Source organism: Pseudomonas fluorescens (assembly GCF_005938625.1).
In the GTDB taxonomy this organism is placed as follows: Bacteria; Pseudomonadota; Gammaproteobacteria; order Pseudomonadales; family Pseudomonadaceae; genus Aquipseudomonas; species Aquipseudomonas fluorescens_BD.
Window position 1 is genome coordinate 158472 of the sequence record NZ_VCNJ01000029.1, and the last position, 18318, is coordinate 176789.

An 18318-nucleotide genomic window follows, 5' to 3' on the forward strand; every position below is an offset into this window, starting at 1 on the left:
CAACACCGTCGATGTGGTGCTCGACGAACGCTTGAGCGCCGCACTCAAAGCCTTGGCTCAGCGACATGGCGTGACGATGTACATGCTCATGCTCAGTGCCTGGGCGAGCCTGTTGAGTCGTTTGTCCGGGCAATCGGAAGTGGTCATCGGTTCACCGGTGGCTAACCGTACCCGTGCCGAGATCGAAGGCTTGATCGGCATGTTCGTCAACACGCTGGCCCTGCGCATCGATACCTCTGGTGAGTTGAGCACTGAAGCGCTGCTGGCAAGGGTCAAGGCGCGCACGCTGCAAGCGCAGGCGCATCAGGATTTGCCGTTCGAGCAAGTGGTGGAAATCACCCGGCCGCTGCGCAGCATGGCGCACAGTCCGTTGTTTCAAGCGATGTTCAGTTGGGACAGCGGCCACGGCGCCAGCCTGAGCCTGGGCGAGCTGACGCTGGAAAGCGTCGCCGAGCCGAGCCACTTTGCCAAATTCGATTTGTCGCTGACGCTGGCAGACGCGCCGGGCGGGATTCGCGGTGTGCTGGAGTACGCCGTTGCCCTGTTCGACGAATCGACCATTGAGCGTTATGTCGGTTACTTCCAGCGACTGTTGCAGGTAATGGTCAACAACGATCAAGCGGTACTGGAGCAGGTGGCGCTGTTGGCAGATGACGAGCGTCAGCATCTGCTGTTCGATCTGAACGCAACCGCCGTCGCCCACGATCTCGAGCAGACCGTTCATGGTCGCTTCGAGGCGCAGGTGTTGCGCACGCCTGACGCTGATGCCGTGGTGGCCGGTGAGCTGCGTTTGAGCTACGCCGAGTTGAACCACCATGCCAACCAACTCGCTCATCACTTGCGCCAGTGCGGTGTCGATCGCGATTCGCGGGTGGCGATTTGCGTCGAGCGTGGGCCGGAGTTGTTGGTCGGTCTGCTGGCGATTCTCAAGGCCGGCGGCGCTTATGTGCCGCTCGACCCGGGTTATCCCGCCGAACGTCTGGCCTACATGCTTGAGGACAGCGCGCCCGTGACGGTGCTGGTGCATGCGCCGACGCGTGCGCTGATCGGCGAGTGGGCGGGCGTGCGGGTCGATTTCGACCAGTGCACCTGGCAAGACCTTGCGCAGAGCAATCCGCAGGTGCCGGACTTGAGCGCGGCGAATCTGGCCTATGTGATTTATACCTCCGGCTCCACCGGCACGCCGAAAGGCGTAATGGTCGAGCACCGTAACCTGGGCAATCTGCTGCACTGGAGCGCCGGGCTGTGCCCGCTTTCTACCGGCGCCGCGCTGCTGCAGAAAACCCCGTTCAGTTTCGACGCCTCGGTGTGGGAGCTGTTCTGGCCGTTGAGCTGCGGCATGCGCCTGGTTCTCGCCGGCCCGGATGACCACCGCGATCCAGCCGCGCTGGTGCAACTGATTCGTGAGCAACAGGTCAATGTCATCCAGTTCGTACCGGCGTTGTTGCAACAATTCCTTGAGGTGGAAGAAGTCGTTGAGTGCAGCAGCCTGAGCGATGTGTTCTGTGGTGGCGGTGAGCTGACCGCCGCGTTGGTGCGCAGCGTCCGCGAGCGTCTGCCGCAGGTGCGCCTGCACAACGTTTATGGCCCGACCGAAGCCACCGTCGACAGCACCGTGTGGACGCTGGAGGCTCATTCGCCGGTACCGCAAGGCGCGCCGCCGATTGGCAAACCACTGTGCAACACCCGCGTGTATATCCTCGACGCTCACCAACAACCGGCTCCATTGGGTGTGGTCGGCGAGATGTACCTGGGCGGCGTGCAGGTGGCGCAGGGTTATCTGAATCGGCCTGAGCTGACGGCCGAGCGCTTCCTCGACGATCCGTTCAGTGATCAGCCTGGCGCGCGTTTGTACCGCACCGGCGACGTCGCACGGTATCTGGCCGATGGCAACATCGAGTATCTGGGGCGCAATGACGATCAGGTCAAGATCCGTGGTTTGCGCATTGAACTGGGCGAGATTCAAGCGCATCTGGCGCACATCGACGGCGTGCGTGAAGCGGCGGTGCTGGCCCGTGAAGACGTGCCGGGCGATCAGCGGCTGGTGGCGTATTACAGCGGCGAGCTAATGGAAACAGATCAACTGCGCAGCCAATTGCTCACGCATCTGCCGGATTACATGGTGCCTGCCGTGTTTGTGCATTTGCAGGCCTTGCCGCTGAGCCCCAACGGCAAACTGGATCGCCAAGCCTTGCCGGCTCCTGACCAGTCGGCATTGCTGACCCGCGAGTATGAAGCCCCGATCGGTGAAGTCGAAACCGTGATTGCCGGTATCTGGGCCGAGTTGCTGAAGGTCGAGCGGGTCGGGCGCTTTGATCATTTCTTCGAGCTGGGCGGCCACTCGCTGCTGGCGGTCAATCTGGTCGCGCGCATGCGCCGGGCCGGACTGTCGGTGGATATTCGCGTGCTGTTCGGCCAACCGACGCTGGCCGCATTGGCAGCGGCGGTGGGCGGAGAGCCTGAGGCAGCGGTGCCGGCCAATCTTGTTCCGGCCGATTGCACGCGCATCACGCCCGAACTGCTGCCACTGGTGGCGCTGGATCAAGCGACGATTGACCGCATCGTTGCGAGTGTCCCCGGCGGTGCGCGCAACGTGCAGGACATCTATCCGCTGGCGCCTTTGCAGACCGGCATCCTGTTCCATCATCTGTCGGCCGCGCAGGGCGATCCGTACGTGTTGCAGGCGCAGTTTGCCTTCGCTGACGAACAGCGTTTGCAGGCCTTTACTGTCGCCCTGCAACGGGTGATTGAACGGCATGACATTCTGCGTACTTCGCTGTTCTGGGAAGGCCTTGAAGAGCCGGTGCAAGTGGTCTGGCGTCAGGCTTCGCTGAGCTGTGAGGCCTTGGAGTTGGACAACGAAGCGGGCGATGCGCTGAGCCTGTTGCGTGACCGCTTCACCATCGACAACTACCGCATGCCCGTCACCGAGGCGCCGCTGATGCGCGTGGTGTACAGCCGCGATGCCACCAATCAACGGGTGGTGGCGTTGTTGCTGTTCCATCATTTGGTCATGGATCACGTGGCGCTTGAGGTGTTGCAACATGAGATGCAGGCGTTTCTGCTGGGCAACGCCGCTCACTTGAGCGAGCCGGTGCCGTATCGCAATTACGTGGCGCACACCCAGGCCGGTCTGAGTGAGCAAGAGCACCAAAGCTTCTTCCGCGAAATGCTCGGCGCGATCGATGAACCGACCTTGCCCTACGGTCAGAATCTGGCCCATGACGGTCCCGCGCAAGAAGCCCGGTTGACGCTGGAAAACACACTCAGTCACAGCGTGCGGCAACAGGCACGGCGCTTGGGTGTCAGCGCCGCCAGCCTGATGCACCTCGCCTGGGCGCAGGTGCTGGGGCAATTGTCCGGGCGCGACGCCGTAGTGTTCGGCACGGTTTTACTCGGCAGATTGCAGGGCGGTGAAGGCTCGGAGCGCGCGCTGGGTGTGTTCATCAACACCTTGCCGCTGTGCATCGAACTCAATGCACACAGCGTCAAAGGCGCCGCACTGGCGACTCATGAACGCTTGAGTCAGTTGCTCGCTCACGAACATGCGCAACTGGCGCAGGTGCAGCAATGCAGCGCGATGCCGGCGGGCACGCCGCTGTTCAGCACATTGCTCAATTATCGTCACAGCACCCCGATCGGGCCGATATCCGCAGAGGTGCAAGCGGCATGGCACGGCATGCAATTGCTTGAGGCCGAGGAACACACCAACTATCGCCTGACCCTCAGCGTTGATGATCTTGGCGAAGACTTCAGCCTGAAGGTATTGGCCGGGGCGGGGATTGATGCACAGCGAATCTGCGGGTACATGCAAGCTGCGTTGAGCGTGTTGCTTGATGCGCTGGAGCACACGCCGCATGTGGGTTTTGATCGGTTGTCGATCCTGCCGGTGCACGAGCATGAACAGTTGCTGGCGAGCTTCAACGCGACCGCGGCTGACTACCCGCGCGGGCTGACGATTGCACAGCGCTTCGAAGCGCAGGTCGCCGAGCGTCCGCAAGCCGTGGCAGCGGTGTTTGCCGGGCAGCCACTGACTTACTTGCAGCTCAATCGCCAGGCCAATGCGTTGGCGCATCACTTGATTGAATTGGGTGTGAAACCCGATGATCGGGTGGCCATCGTCGCCCGTCGCGGTCTGGATACGCTGGTCGGTCTGGTGGCTATTCTCAAGGCTGGCGCCGGTTATGTGCCGATCGATCCGGCGCATCCCGTCGAGCGGATCAGCTATTTGTTGAGCGACAGCGCGCCAGTCGCAGTACTCACGCAAAGCGATCTGCACGAGAGACTGCCACTGCTGACCGTGCCAGTGATCGATGTCGACCTGTGCGCATGGCCAGCGCAGGCGCAGCACAACCCTGCGGTGCCGGGCCTGAGCGCTGTGCATCTGGCGTACGTGATCTACACCTCGGGTTCGACCGGTCTGCCCAAAGGGGTCATGGTCGAGCATCAGACGCTGTCCAACCTGGTCGACTGGCACTGCGAAGCGTTCGATCTGCGCGCTGACAGCCACACCTCAAGCCTCGCCGGGTTTGGCTTCGATGCGATGGCGTGGGAAGTCTGGCCGGCGCTGTGTGTGGGCGCGACCTTGCACTTGGCGCCGGTGCACGAAGGCAGTGAAGACATCGACGCGCTGCTCGATTGGTGGCGCGGGCAACCACTGGATGTGAGCTTCCTGCCGACGCCGATTGCCGAATACGCATTCAGCCAGAACCTCGACCATCCGACTTTGCGCACCCTGTTGATCGGTGGCGACCGCTTGCGTCAGTTCAACCTCGACCAGCGCTTCGCCGTGATCAACAACTACGGCCCTACCGAGGCCACCGTGGTTGCCACTTCGGGCCGCATTGAAGTCGGCGCGGCATTGCACATCGGCAAACCAGTGGCTAACGCCTTTATTTACTTGCTCGACGAGCAGCAACGTCCGGTGCCAATGGACGTCATGGGCGAGTTGTACGTAGGCGGGGCGGGGGTGGCTCGGGGTTATCTGAACCGCGCCGATCTGACTGCCGAACGCTTCCTGCACGATCCGTTCAGCCGCACGCCGAATGCGCGCATGTACCGCACCGGTGACCTTGCCCGCTGGCGCGAAGACGGCTCGCTCGACTATCTGGGGCGTAACGACGACCAGGTAAAAATCCGTGGCATGCGCATTGAGTTGGGTGAAATCGAAACCCGGCTCAATCAGCTCCCCGGTATCAACGAAGCGGTGCTGCTGGCCCGTGAGGACCAACCCGGTCAACCGCAACTGGTGGCGTATTTCACCGAACGGGCGGGGGCCGAGCCACTGGCGGTGGCTGAATTGCGCGCGCAGCTGCTCATGCAGTTGCCGGATTACATGGTGCCCGCCGCGTTTGTCCGGCTCGAGGCTTTACCGCTGACCGCCAATGGCAAGGTCGACCGCAAGGCGTTGCCGAAACCGGATCTGGCCGCGCTGCCGACTCGCGAATACGTGGCGCCGCAAGGCCAACTGGAAACCGCACTGGCACAGATCTGGGCCGACGTGCTGCAAGTCGGGCAGGTCGGTCGTCACGATCACTTCTTTGAGCTCGGCGGTCATTCGCTGTTGGCGATGCGCATGGTCTCGCTGATCCGTCAGCGCCTCGGGGTGGAACTGGCGCTGAGTGATCTGTTTGCCGACGCGCAATTGAGCGCAGTCGCCGAAGTATTGAATCGCGCCGGGCGCAGTGTGCTACCGGACATTGTGCCGGTGCCGCGTGATCAAGCGTTGCCAATGTCCTTCGCCCAACAGCGCCTGTGGTTCCTGGCGCAGATGACGGGTGGCAACTCGGCGTACAACATTCCTCTCGGCCTGCGCCTGCGCGGCCACCTCGACGTCGACGCCCTGCAAGCGGCACTGGCACGGATCGTTGCCCGCCATGAAACCCTGCGTAGCCGTTTCATCAGCCTCGACGAGAGCGCGCAGGTGTCGATTGCCCCGGTCGACAGCGGTTTGCTCTTGCGCGTGGAAGACCTGCGCGAAGACTTGCAAGCTGAGCACTCCGTGCAGGAATTGATGGTGCAGGAAGCCTCGACAGCGTTTGATCTGCACAACGATCCGTTGATTCGCGGGCGGTTGGTGCGCCTGGCCGACGATCACCATGTGTTGCTGTTGACAGTGCATCACATCGTCGCCGACGGCTGGTCGATGGGCGTGCTGACCGCTGAGTTGATGGCGTTGTATCGAGCGTTCAGCCACGGTCAGCCTGATCCGCTGCCGCCACTGACCCTGCAATATGGCGACTACGCGGTGTGGCAGCGTCAGTGGCTCAGCGGTGAAGTGCTGCAGCGGCAGAGCGACTACTGGCAGCAGACTCTCGACGGCGCGCCGGCCTTGTTGACGCTGCCCACCGATCGCCCGCGACCGGCACAACCGGACTATGTCGGCAGCCACGTCGAAGTGCTGCTGGACGAGCGCCTGAGTACTGGCCTCAAAGCGCTGAGCCAGCGTCACGGCGCGACCCTGTTCATGACCCTGATGAGCGCCTGGGCGATGCTGATGAGTCGCCTGTCCGGGCAGTCCGATGTCGTGATCGGCTCGCCGGTGGCCAACCGCAACCGCGCTGAAGTCGAAGGCCTGATCGGCATGTTTGTCAATACGCTCGCCGTGCGCATCGACACCTCGGGCGCACCGAGCGTCGAAGCGCTGCTGGCACGGGTCAAGGCGCGGACGCTTGAGGCGCAGGCGCACCAGGATCTGCCGTTCGAGCAGGTGGTGGAAATCACCCGGCCGGTGCGCAGCCTGGCCCATAGCCCGCTGTTCCAGACCACGCTGAGCTGGGACAGCAGCGTTGGCCCGCAACTGGCGTTGGGTGATCTGACGCTGGAGGGCGTTGCCGGCCCGGGCGAGGTCGCCAAGTTTGACCTGACGCTGACACTGGGTGAGGTCAACGGGGTGATTCGTGGCACGCTGAACTACGCCACAGCGCTGTTCGAAGCGCCGACGATTGCGCGTTACATCGGTTACTTCGAGCGCCTGCTCGAAGCAATGATTGCCAGTGACCAAACGCTGCTGGAACGCGTGCCGTTGCTGGCGGCGGATGAGCGCCAGCGCTTGCTCAGCGACTTCAACGCCACCGCGCGTGACTACCCGCAAACGCTGACCGTGCACGGGATTTTCCAACAGCAGGCCGCCGCACATCCCAAGGCTGTGGCGGCGGTGCATGGCGCACATTCGCTGAGCTACTTTGAGCTGAACGCTCAGGCCAACCGTCTGGCCCATCACCTGATCGTCGAAGAGGGCGTGCAACCGGGCGATCACGTGGCGATTCTGCTGCCACGTTCGCTGGAACTGCTGGTCGCGCAACTGGCGATTGCCAAATGCGCGGCGGCCTATGTGCCGCTGGACATCCATGCGCCGAGCGAGCGTCAGGCGTTCATGGTCGAGGATTGTCAGGCGGTGGCGCTGTTAACCCTCAGCAGCGAAGTCATCGACTACGCCGCACCGCGTATCGACCTCGACACGCTGACCCTCAACGGCCAGCCGACACACAACCCGAATCTTGTGCAGTCGTCGCAGACGCAGGCGTACATCATGTACACCTCGGGTTCCACCGGCACACCGAAAGGGGTGATGGTGCCGCACCGGGGCATCGGCCGCTTGGTGCTTAATAACGGTTACGCCGATTTCAATGCGCAGGATCGTGTGGTCTTCGCCTCGAACCCGGCGTTCGATGCGAGCACCATGGACATCTGGGGGCCGCTGCTCAATGGCGGTCGCGTGGTGATCATTGACCATCAAACCTTGCTCGATCCGAATGCCTTTGGCCGCGAACTGAGTGCCAGTGGCGCGACGATCCTGTTCGTCACCACTGCGCTGTTCAACCAGTACGTGCAACTGATTGCGCAGGCGCTCAAAGGCTTGCGCATCCTCTTGTGTGGTGGTGAACGTGGTGATCCGGCGGCGTTCCGTCGACTGTTGGCCGAAGCTCCCGCGCTGCGTATCGTGCATTGCTACGGCCCGACCGAAACCACTACCTACGCCACAACCTTTGAAGTGCGCGAAGTGGCAGAAAACGCCGAAAGCGTGCCGATTGGCGGGCCGATCGGCAACACGCAGGTGTACGTGCTCGATGCGTATCAGCAACCGGTGCCGATGGGCGTCACCGGCGAGCTGTATATCGGCGGGCAGGGCGTGGCGCTGGGTTACTTGAACCGGCCGGATCTGACCGCCGAGAAATTCCTCCGCGATCCGTTCAGCGACAAGCCCGGCGCGTTGCTCTATCGCACCGGCGACCTCGCGCGCTGGCTGGCGCCGGGGCAACTCGACTGCATCGGGCGTAACGATGATCAGGTGAAGATTCGCGGTTTCCGTATCGAGCTGGGAGAAATCGAGAATCGCCTGCTCAATTGCCCGGGCATCAAGGAAGCGGTGGTGCTGGCGCGCCGTGACGGTCAGGACACCCCGCGTCTGGTGGCGTACTACACGGCGCACGCGGGACTGTTGGACAGCGCCGCACTGCACGCGCAATTGCATGCCCGCCTGCCGGAATACATGCTGCCGACGGCGTGGGTGCAACTCGAGGTATTGCCGCTGAACAACAACGGCAAGGTCGACCGCAAGGCACTGCCGGCACCGACCCAGGAGGCGCTGCTCAGTCGGGTCTACGAGGCGCCGGCCAATCCACTGGAAGCCAGTCTGGCCGAGGTCTGGGCCGAGGTGTTGCAGGTCGGGCAGGTCGGTCGCCACGACAACTTCTTCGAACTCGGCGGCCATTCATTGCTGGCCATGCGCATGCTCTCCCAGGTACGCCAGCAATTGGGCGTGGAACTGGCGCTGGCCGATCTGTTTGCCAACCCGGAATTGGCGGCGGTCGCGGAGGTGTTGAGTCAGGCCGAACGCAGCCGCTTGCCGGAGATTCTGCCGGCACCGCGCGATCAGGCGCTGCCGTTGTCCTTCGCCCAACAACGCTTGTGGTTCCTCGCGCAGATGGACGGCGGCAACACCGCCTACAACATTCCTTTGGGCCTGCATTTGCGTGGCCGCCTCGACGCTGTGGCCCTGCAACGGGCATTGGCGCGGATCGTCGCGCGTCACGAAACCCTGCGCAGTCGTTTCGCACAATTACACGACGAAGCGCAGGTGCTGATTGCCCCGGTCGACAGTGGCTTGCCGCTGATTGTGGAAAACTGGCGACAACAGCCGCAGACCGAGGAGACCTTGCGTGCTTTGGTCGAAACTGAAGCGCGCGGACCGTTCAATTTGCAGGACGGTCCATTGATTCGGGGACGGTTGGTGTGTCTGGCCGATGAGCACCATGTGCTCTTGTTGACGATGCACCACATCATCTCCGACGGCTGGTCGATGGGCGTGCTGACCCGCGAACTGATGGCGCTGTATCAGGCGTTCAGCCACGGCGAGGACGATCCGCTGCCGCCGCTGGCCTTGCAATACGCCGACTACGCGGTATGGCAACGGCGCTGGCTCAGCGGCGAGGTGTTGCAACGCCAGTGCGATTACTGGCAGCAGACCCTGGCCGGTGCCCCGGCATTGTTGAGCTTGCCGACCGACCGTCCACGCCCGGCGCAACAGGATCATCGTGGCGCGAGTGTTGAGATAGTGCTGGACGCGCAGACCAGCGCCGGCCTGAAGGCGTTGTGTCAGCGTCATGCCGTGACACCGTACATGGTGCTCATGAGCGCTTGGGCAATGTTGCTCGCGCGCCTGTCCGGGCAGTCCGATGTGGTCATTGGCTCGCCGGTGGCCAACCGTACCCGCGCCGAAATCGAAGGGTTGATCGGCATGTTCGTCAACACCCTTGCGTTGCGCATCGATACCTCGGGCGATCTGACCGGTGCAGCGCTGCTGGCACGGGTCAAGGCGCAGACGTTGGCGGCGCAGGCGCATCAGGATCTGCCGTTCGAACACGTGGTGGAAATCACCCGGCCGCTGCGCAGCCTTTCCCACACACCGTTGTTCCAGACTCTGGTGAGCTGGGACAGCAGCGTCGCGCCCGCCCTGGCGTTGGGCGGGCTAACGCTGGAAGGTCTGGCCGGGGAAAATCACTTTGTGAAGTTCGACCTGTCGCTGAGCCTGGGGGAAAACCCGCAAGGCATCCGAGGCGCGCTGCGCTATGCCACGGCGTTGTTCGATGAGTCGACCGTGCAGCGTTTTGTCGGTTACTTGCAGCGCTTGCTGACGGCGTTGGTCAGCGATGATCAAGCGGTGTTGGCGCAGGTCAATCTGCTTGCGGCGGATGAACAGCAGCGCCTGCTCGGCGACTTCAACGCGACGCAAGTCGATTGCCCGGTCGAACAACCGATCCAACGCCTGTTCGAAGCGCAGGTGCAGCGTCAGCCTGACGCCATCGCTGTGCAGTCGGGCGAACACAGCCTGACCTATCGCGAGCTGAATGCCCGTGCCAACCGTCTCGCGCATCACCTGCGCGAGCAAGGCGTGGGGCCGGATGCGCGAGTGGCGCTGTGCGTCGAGCGTGGACTCGATCTGGTGGTCGGGTTGCTCGGCATTCTCAAGGCCGGTGGCGCCTACGTGCCGCTGGATCCGGCTTACCCGGCGGAGCGCCTCGACTTTATGCTCAGGGACTGCGCGCCAGTGGCGGTGCTGGTCCACACAGCCACCCGATCATTGTTCGTCGAGAGTGAGGTGGCGTTGATCGACTTTGATCAATGCACCTGGCATGAGCAGTCGCAAAGCAATCTGCAGGTGCCCGGCCTGAGCCCTGCGAATCTGGCCTACATGATCTACACCTCGGGTTCGACCGGCACACCAAAAGGCGTGATGCTCGAACACCGTGGCTTGTGCAATCTGATGCATTGGGGATCGCAGATCTGCCCGCCGACCGCGGACGGCGCGCTGTTGCAGAAAGCGCCGTTCAGTTTCGATGGTTCGGTGTGGGAGTTCTTCTGGCCGCTGACGGCCGGTGTGCGCCTGGTGCTGGCACGGCCCGGCGGCCATCGGGAACCGGCGTATCTGGCGCAAGTGATTCGTCAGCAACGGATTACCGTGGTCAAGTTTGTGCCGGCGCTGTTGCAGCAGTTTGTTGAACTGCAGGAGGTCAGTGAATGCACCAGCCTCAGCGATATTTTCTGTGGTGGCGGCGAGCTCACCGCGGCGCTGGCCGCTACTGTGCGCCAGCACCTGCCGTGGGTGCGCCTGCATAACGTGTATGGCCCGACCGAAGCCACGGTCGACAGCACGGCATGGACACTGGAACCGCACATGCCGGTCCCGTCCACTGAATTGCCGATCGGCAAAGCCATCTGCAACACGCGCCTGTATGTGCTCGATGCGCATGACCAACCGGTGCCGCTGGGCGTTATTGGCCAGTTGCACATTGGCGGTATCGGCGTGGCGCGAGGGTATATGGGACTGCCGCAAATGCAGGCCGAGCGCTTTATCGAAAGTCCGTTTGTGGCGGGAGATCGCTTGTACCGCACCGGCGATCTGGTGCGTTACCGCGCTGACGGCAACCTCGAATTCCTCGGTCGCAACGACTTCCAGGTCAAGCTGCACGGCTTGCGTCTGGAACTCGGTGAAATCGAAGCACGCTTGATCCAGCACCCGCAGGTGCGCGAGGTGGTGGTACTGATGCGCGACGACCGTCTGGTCGCGTATTTCACTCTGCGCGAGGGCATTGCTGCGCCCGCTATCGACACATTGCGCGCATTCATCCTCGAGCAGTTGCCCGAGTACATGGTGCCAGGCGCGTTTGTCGCGCTCGAGGTTTTGCCGTTGAGTCCCAACGGCAAGATCGACCGGCAGGCGCTGCCGGTGCCGGGCCTGGATGCGGTGCTCAGCCGCCGCTACGAAGCACCGCAAGGCGAAGTCGAAAGCTTGCTTGCGCAGGTGTGGGGCGAGGTGTTGAAGGTCGAGCAGGTCGGCCGCCACGACAACTTTTTCGAATTGGGCGGGCATTCGTTGCTGGCGATTCGTCTGGTCAACCTGCTGCAACGTGCGGGGCAGCAGGTGACGCTGGCAGAGCTGTTCCAGCGTCCGAGTGTCGAGTCGCTGGCCGCGCTGCTCAGGCAACGCCATGCCGTGCCCGCGCAGCCGGAAGGACTGGTCGTGGTGCGACCGGGCGAGGGCGGCAATGCGCTGTTCCTGATCCATGAATTCAGCGGTCGAGACGTGTATTTCCCGGCATTGGGGATGCACATCGAGGGGCAGTTTCCGATTTACGGTTTACCCGGCGTGCCACTGGGGCAGCCGCAACTGCGCACCTTGGAGTGCATGGCCACGCGGATGGTCGGGATTATCCGCGCGGTGCAGCCGCATGGGCCGTATCGTCTGGCCGGGTGGTCGTTTGGCGGCTTGCTGGCGTACGAAGTCGCGCAGCAATTGCTCGGTCTCGATGAGGCGGTGGCGTTTGTCGGCCTGCTCGATACCTACGCGCCACATCCTGCGAGTCAGGATAAAACCCGCTGGAGCGGCGAGCATCGCGACAAGCGTCAATTGCTTGAGCACTGCCGCGCGCGTTCGCAGATGCGTGGAGAAGAAGGGCTGCCAGCGTTGGCTGAGGTCGAGCGGCTGGAGGCTGAAGTCGAACTCATCGCGTTCGATGAACTGTTCCAGCGCTGCTGCGAACAGCAATTGCCCGACCCGGAACTGGCCGCACTGACGGCGGCGCAGGCCTGGAGTTACTTCGATCGTGAGGCCGCTCATGGCCTGGCGCTGGCGCATTACCGGGTCAGCCCGGCCAGCCAGCCGGTGCACTTGTTCCGCGCGCAGGGATTGATGCCGGGGCAGGCACAGCCGAGTCCGACCCGTGGTTGGGAGAACAAGGTCGGTACAGGTTTGCTGCGCTGCATCGATGTGCCGGGGGATCACCGCAGCATGATGAAAAACCCGGATGTCCAGGCACTCGGCCAGGCCTTGAGTCAGGCGATGGCCGCTGCGCAGGCTTCGCAACCACAGGCTTATCAACCCGTGTTGACGATCCAGGGCGGGCACGCCGGGCATGCCCCGATCTTCTGCGTGCCGGGGGCGGGCGACAGTGTCACCGGGTTCATTCACTTGACCGAAGCGCTTGGCCCGGAATGGCCGATCTACGGCCTGCAACCGCGTGGCCTGGATGGCAGCGGCGTGCCGCACAGTCAGGTGGAAGCGGCGGCGAGATGTTATCTGCAAGCCGTTGAGCAGTTGTATCCGCAAGGCCCGGTGCACCTGATCGGCCATTCGTTCGGCGGTTGGGTCGCGCATGCCATGGCCGCGCTGTTGCAGGCGGCTGGGCGGGAGGTGGCGTCGCTGACCCTGATCGACAGCGAATCCCCAGGCGGCAACGGCACAGCGGGCAAACCGTACACAACGACCGCTGCGCTGGTGCGTTTGATCGAGACGCTGCAACTGTCCAGCGGCAAGTCGTTGGGCATCGATCCGCTGGTGTTCGCCGAGGCTGACGACACCACGCAAATGCGCCTGTTGCACGAGGGCATGGTGCGCGCCGGTGTGTTGTCTGCGCGTTCGTCAGCGCAGGCCATGCACGGCCCGGTCCGCACCTTCGCCACGGCGCTGCGCACGGTCTATCAACCACAACTGGCCTACACCGGCCCGGTGCGGCTGGCGCTGGTCGACGACCCGACGCTGGATGCCTGGGGCAATCAGCGCGAGCAAGCGGCGATGGTCGAGGGTTGGCAACGGCAGGTTGCGGATCTGGCGGTGTGGTACGGGCCGGGCAACCACTTCACGATTCTCAAGGCGCCTAACGTCTTCAGTCTCGCGGCGTGGTGGCATGACGGCCTGAAAGTGCCGGCCGGCCAAGTGTTGTCGTGAATGTTGTTTTCAATTGGAGCCCGGCGTTAAGCCGGGCTCACCCCTGAACGGACTTGTGGTCATTTATGGAAAAGTCGAAGTTGCGCAAAGTCGGTATGGGTTTGGCGTTAGTGGCAGTAGCGGGATTGGCGTTCTACGCGGTGCAGGCACCGGCCGAGGCGCCGCAATACCTGACCGCGCCGGTTGAACGCAGTGATATTGAAAACGCGGTGCTGGCCACCGGGTTGCTTGAAGGCATCAAACAAGTGGACGTCGGCGCGCAAGTGTCCGGGCAATTGAAGTCGCTCAAGGTCAAGGTCGGCGACAAGGTGAAGAAAGGGCAGTGGCTGGCGGAAATCGATCCGCTGGTATTGCAGAACACCCTGCGTCAGGCCCAGGTCGATGAGGAAAACCTCCAAGCGCAAAAGCGCGCCACGCAAGCCCAGCTCCGGCAAACCAAGGCAATCTATGAGCGCTACAAAAACCTGCAGGACGACGCGTCGATCTCGCGCCAGGATTTCGAAAACGCCGAGTCGAACTATCAGGTACAACAGGCCAATCTGATGTCGCTGGACGCGCAGATCAAAAGTGCGCACATCCAGATCGACACCGCCAAGGTGAATCTGGCGTACACGCGGATTGTCGCGCCGATCGATGGCGATGTGGTCGGCGTGGTGACACAGGAAGGGCAAACGGTGATCGCCAGTCAACTGGCGCCGGTCCTGCTGAAACTGGCGGATCTGGACACCATGACGGTGAAAGCGCAGGTGTCCGAAGCCGATGTGATTCACATTGCGCCGGGGCAGGAGGTGTATTTCACCATTCTTGGCGAGGACAAACGCTACTACGCGAAACTGCGCGGCACGGACCCGGCGCCGCAGAACTTTCTTGAAACACCGCCCGCCGGTACACCGAAGCAAAGCAGTGCGGTGTTCTACAACGCTTTGTTCGAGGTGCCGAACCCCGACCATCGTTTGCGCATTTCGATGACCGCGCAGGTGCGCATTATCCTCGACACCGCGAAGGCTGTGTTGACCGTGCCGGTGGCGGCGCTCGGCCCGCGCAATGCCGATGGCAGTTTTCCGGTACGGGTGCTCGACGCCAAGGGCCACGCGCAGTCGCGCAATGTGCAGACCGGGATCAACAACAACGTCAAAGTGCAGATCAACGACGGTCTGGCCGAAGGTGATCGCGTGGTCATCGGTGATCCGCTGACGAATGTGGCGGGGGCCTGAGCATGAGTGAGCCACTGCTACAGCTGACCGGCATCACCCGCAGTTTTACCGCCGGTGACCGCGAATTTCTCGCGCTGAAAAACATCAACCTGACGATCAATGCCGGAGAAATGGTCGCGATCATCGGCGCCTCGGGCTCGGGCAAATCGACGCTGATGAACATCCTCGGTTGCCTTGATTACGCCACCGCCGGCAGCTACAGGATCAACGGCCAGGAAACCCGCGATCTGGACAATCAGGCCTTGGCCGAGCTGCGCCGCGACTACTTCGGCTTCATCTTCCAGCGTTACCACTTGCTGCCGCATTTGAGCGCGATGCACAACGTCGAGATGCCGGCGATTTACGCCGGCACACCGCAGCTTCAGCGCCATGCCCGCGCCCGTGAATTGTTGGCGCGACTGGGGCTGGAAGGACACCTGACGCATCGGCCGAGTCAGCTTTCCGGCGGTCAGCAGCAACGGGTGAGTATCGCCCGGGCGTTGATGAACGGCGGCGAAGTGATCCTCGCCGACGAACCGACCGGCGCTCTCGATACGGCTAGCGGCAAGGAGGTCATGCGCATACTGCTGGAGCTGCACGCGGCGGGGCACACAGTGATTCTGGTCACCCATGACCCGAAAGTCGCGGCCAACGCCGAGCGCATCATTGAAGTCAGTGACGGCGAAATCCTCAGCGATCGCGCCAACGAACGCGACACCACGCACCTGCTCAGCGATGAGCCGGTGACCCCGAAAGCCGCTGCGTCGCGGCGTTTGGTCGCCAGCCTCGGGCTATTCAAAGAGGCCTTCAGCATGGCGTGGGTGGCGTTGATTTCCCATCGCATGCGCACCTTGCTGACCATGCTCGGCATCGTCATCGGCATCACTTCGGTGGTGTCGATTTCGGCGGTCGGGGAGGGCGCGAAGAACTACGTGCTCAAGGACATCGCGGCGATTGGCAGCAATACCATTGATGTCTATCCCGGCAGCAGTTACGGCGACAAACGGGCCGCCGCCATCGAAACCCTGACACCGGCCGATGTCACCGCACTGAATCAGTTGTACTACGTCGACAGCGCCACGCCGATGATTGGCCGCAGCCTGTTGCTGCGCTATCGCAATATCGATCTGGATGCGCAGGTCAACGGTGTCAGCGATCAGTACTTCAAAGTGCGCGGAATCAAGATGGCCGCCGGTATCCCGTTCAGCGAAAGCGATGCGCGGCGCCAGGCGCAGGTGGTGGTCATCGATCACAACACCCGTCAGCGTTTGTTCGGGCAGGATGTTGATCCATTGGGTCAGGTGATTTTGATCGGCAACCTGCCGTGCACGGTGATCGGCGTGGCCGCGCAGGATAAAAGCCTGTTTGCCTCGGGCAAGACCCTCAACGTCTGGGTGCCCTACGAAACGGCGGCCGGGCGGGTGTTGGGTCAGCGTTATCTGGACAGCATCAGCGTGCGCATGAAGGACGGCCAGCCAAGCAAAGTGGTGGAAGAGCACGTTACCCAACTGTTGCTGCAACGCCACGGCACCAAGGATTTCTTCACTAACAACCTCGACAGCGTCTTGCAGACCGTGCAGAAAACCAGCCGCTCACTGGCGTTGCTGCTGTCGCTGATTGCGGTGATTTCTTTGGTGGTCGGTGGTATCGGGGTGATGAACATCATGCTGGTGTCGGTGACCGAGCGGACCCGTGAGATTGGTATTCGCATGGCGGTGGGCGCGCGGCAGTCGGATATTCGTCAGCAGTTTCTGGTGGAGGCGGTGATGGTTTGCTTGTTGGGCGGAGCGATCGGGATTTCTCTGTCGTATGCCATCGGGCATCTGTTTTCGGTGTTTATCAAGGAATGGGAGATGGTGTTTTCGCTGGCGTCGGTGCTGACGGCGGTGGTGTGCTCGACGTTGATCGGCATTGTGTTTGGCTTTGTGCCGGCGCGGAATGCTTCGCGGCTTGATCCGATCGAGGCGTTGGCGCGGGATTAAGGGCCGACCCTCATCAAACCTGCTGGGCATTGCACAGGTCGTGATGTTGGGGGAATTGCCGGTGAATCAGGCATTGGAGCACGTCGCGGGATTGCCCTCACCCTAACCCTCTCCCAGAGGGAGAGGGGACTGAACGCAGTGTTCTTTCGAGTTGCACCGACGTGGGATACCGAGTCGAACTCAGGTTTTGAACAGCACAAAGATCGGCTCTCAAGTCAAACTCAGGCTCGAACCCAACCGAGATCGGCTCCCTTTCCCCCTCGCCCCCCTTGGGGGGAGAGGGCTGGGGTGAGGGGGGGAATCTCACTGACACACCCAAAAAACCAAAACCCTCACTATCCAGGTGTATCACGCCGCACTCGACGCCAACGCCTCCAACGGCGAATACATCCAGCGCATCAACGAATGCCGCCCACTGATGCCCAGCTTGATCGCCGCCCGTTTCAGATAACTCTCCACGGTGTTGACCTTCAGCGCCAACTGCTCGGCCAGTTCCGGCGCCGTGCGACCGGCGAGCAGGCCGACGCACACTTCGGTTTCGCGGTTCGACAGGCTCAGTCCCAGTTGCTCAAGGCGCTCGTCAAAGCGCAGGCGCAACGTTTCCAGGCCGCTGCCTTCGGCGGCCTCGGGTGGGCTTTGTGGATCAGGGCTGGCCGGTTGCAGGGCGTTGATGTGTTTTTCCACCATCGGCAGCAGCACCGGGGAGATGTCCTGCAACAGGCTGCGTTCCTGCGCGGAGAAGCGCTGCGACTCGCCGTTGCGGTACACCGAAATCACGTAGCGGTAGCCGTCCTTGCGCCGGGTCAGGTGCAGTTGCGATGCGTCCGCGCTGGTGGCGGCTGGCGGGTTCTGCAAATGATGGGCGGGCGCCGCACTGTGTTCGGAAAACACCGTTTCGGCGAGCAGGGCCGGCTCTTTCAGCGGCTCCGGCTCGCTGCGGTTCGACGCGCGGCCTACTGGTTCGACGCGCATCTGCCGGATGTGCGTGGCGTCTACCGCCAGTTGCGTCAGGATCAGGTCATGCAGCATCCGCGGAAAGTGCCGGCTGCCGGTGCTGGCGATGACCTTGCCGATGTGGGGGAACAAGTGTGAATTCATATGCGTGTCATCCCTGAGAGGCGTTAAGTCATAAACGTCTGCCGCACTGTCGTCGATCTCCTTGGTCGACGAAATACGGCAGACTTGGATCCTATCCTAGTACAACGTTTGAGCGACGGTTTAATGAAGGTGTTATTAGCTAATAACCACGACTCTGCTGGCTTGGAGGTGAAAGCGCTGAGGGTCCTGTCGCTGAATTGTCCTGTTCAGGTTGACGGTGAAACGCGTTTCAACCGATTTATCCCTTTTCAATGCGTCAGTAACCTGTACACAACTTGAACGCAACAACAACTTCCAACATTGAAAAGGGACGCACGCC

At 62.3% G+C, this 18318-nt stretch carries 4 protein-coding genes and 1 pseudogene (1 of these 5 cut by a window edge); 4 read left to right on the forward strand and 1 reads right to left on the reverse strand.

Annotated elements, in window-relative coordinates; translation table 11 throughout:
• The 4 genes and pseudogenes from FGA82_RS18845 to FGA82_RS32945 all read left to right on the forward strand — a co-directional run.
• A protein-coding gene (locus tag FGA82_RS18845; protein ID WP_141128220.1) for a non-ribosomal peptide synthase/polyketide synthase crosses the window boundary here: on the forward strand, positions 1-13726 show its 3' portion. Its footprint begins 4121 nt before the window's first position; 13726 of the gene's 17847 nt are visible here — the last part of the coding sequence; the start codon falls outside the window, past its left edge; it ends in the stop codon at positions 13724-13726.
• 65 nt (positions 13727-13791) lie between these two features.
• A complete protein-coding gene (gene macA / locus FGA82_RS18850; protein WP_141128221.1) occupies positions 13792-14940 on the forward strand; it encodes a macrolide transporter subunit MacA in 1149 nt (382 codons plus the stop codon).
• Between the two features lie 2 nt (positions 14941-14942).
• On the forward strand, positions 14943-16901 hold the full coding sequence (locus FGA82_RS18855) for a MacB family efflux pump subunit (protein ID WP_141128222.1): 1959 nt from the start codon (positions 14943-14945) through the stop codon (positions 16899-16901).
• A 19-nt stretch (positions 16902-16920) separates the two neighbouring features.
• Positions 16921-17007, forward strand: a pseudogene (locus FGA82_RS32945) (DUF6124 family protein); the annotation flags it as partial.
• 242 nt (positions 17008-17249) lie between these two features.
• Here FGA82_RS32945 and FGA82_RS18860 read toward each other — a convergent pair.
• Positions 17250-17999, reverse strand: a complete 750-nt coding sequence (locus FGA82_RS18860; RefSeq protein WP_141128223.1) for a response regulator transcription factor — start codon at positions 17997-17999, stop codon at positions 17250-17252.
• Between the last annotated feature and the right edge of the window lie 319 nt (positions 18000-18318).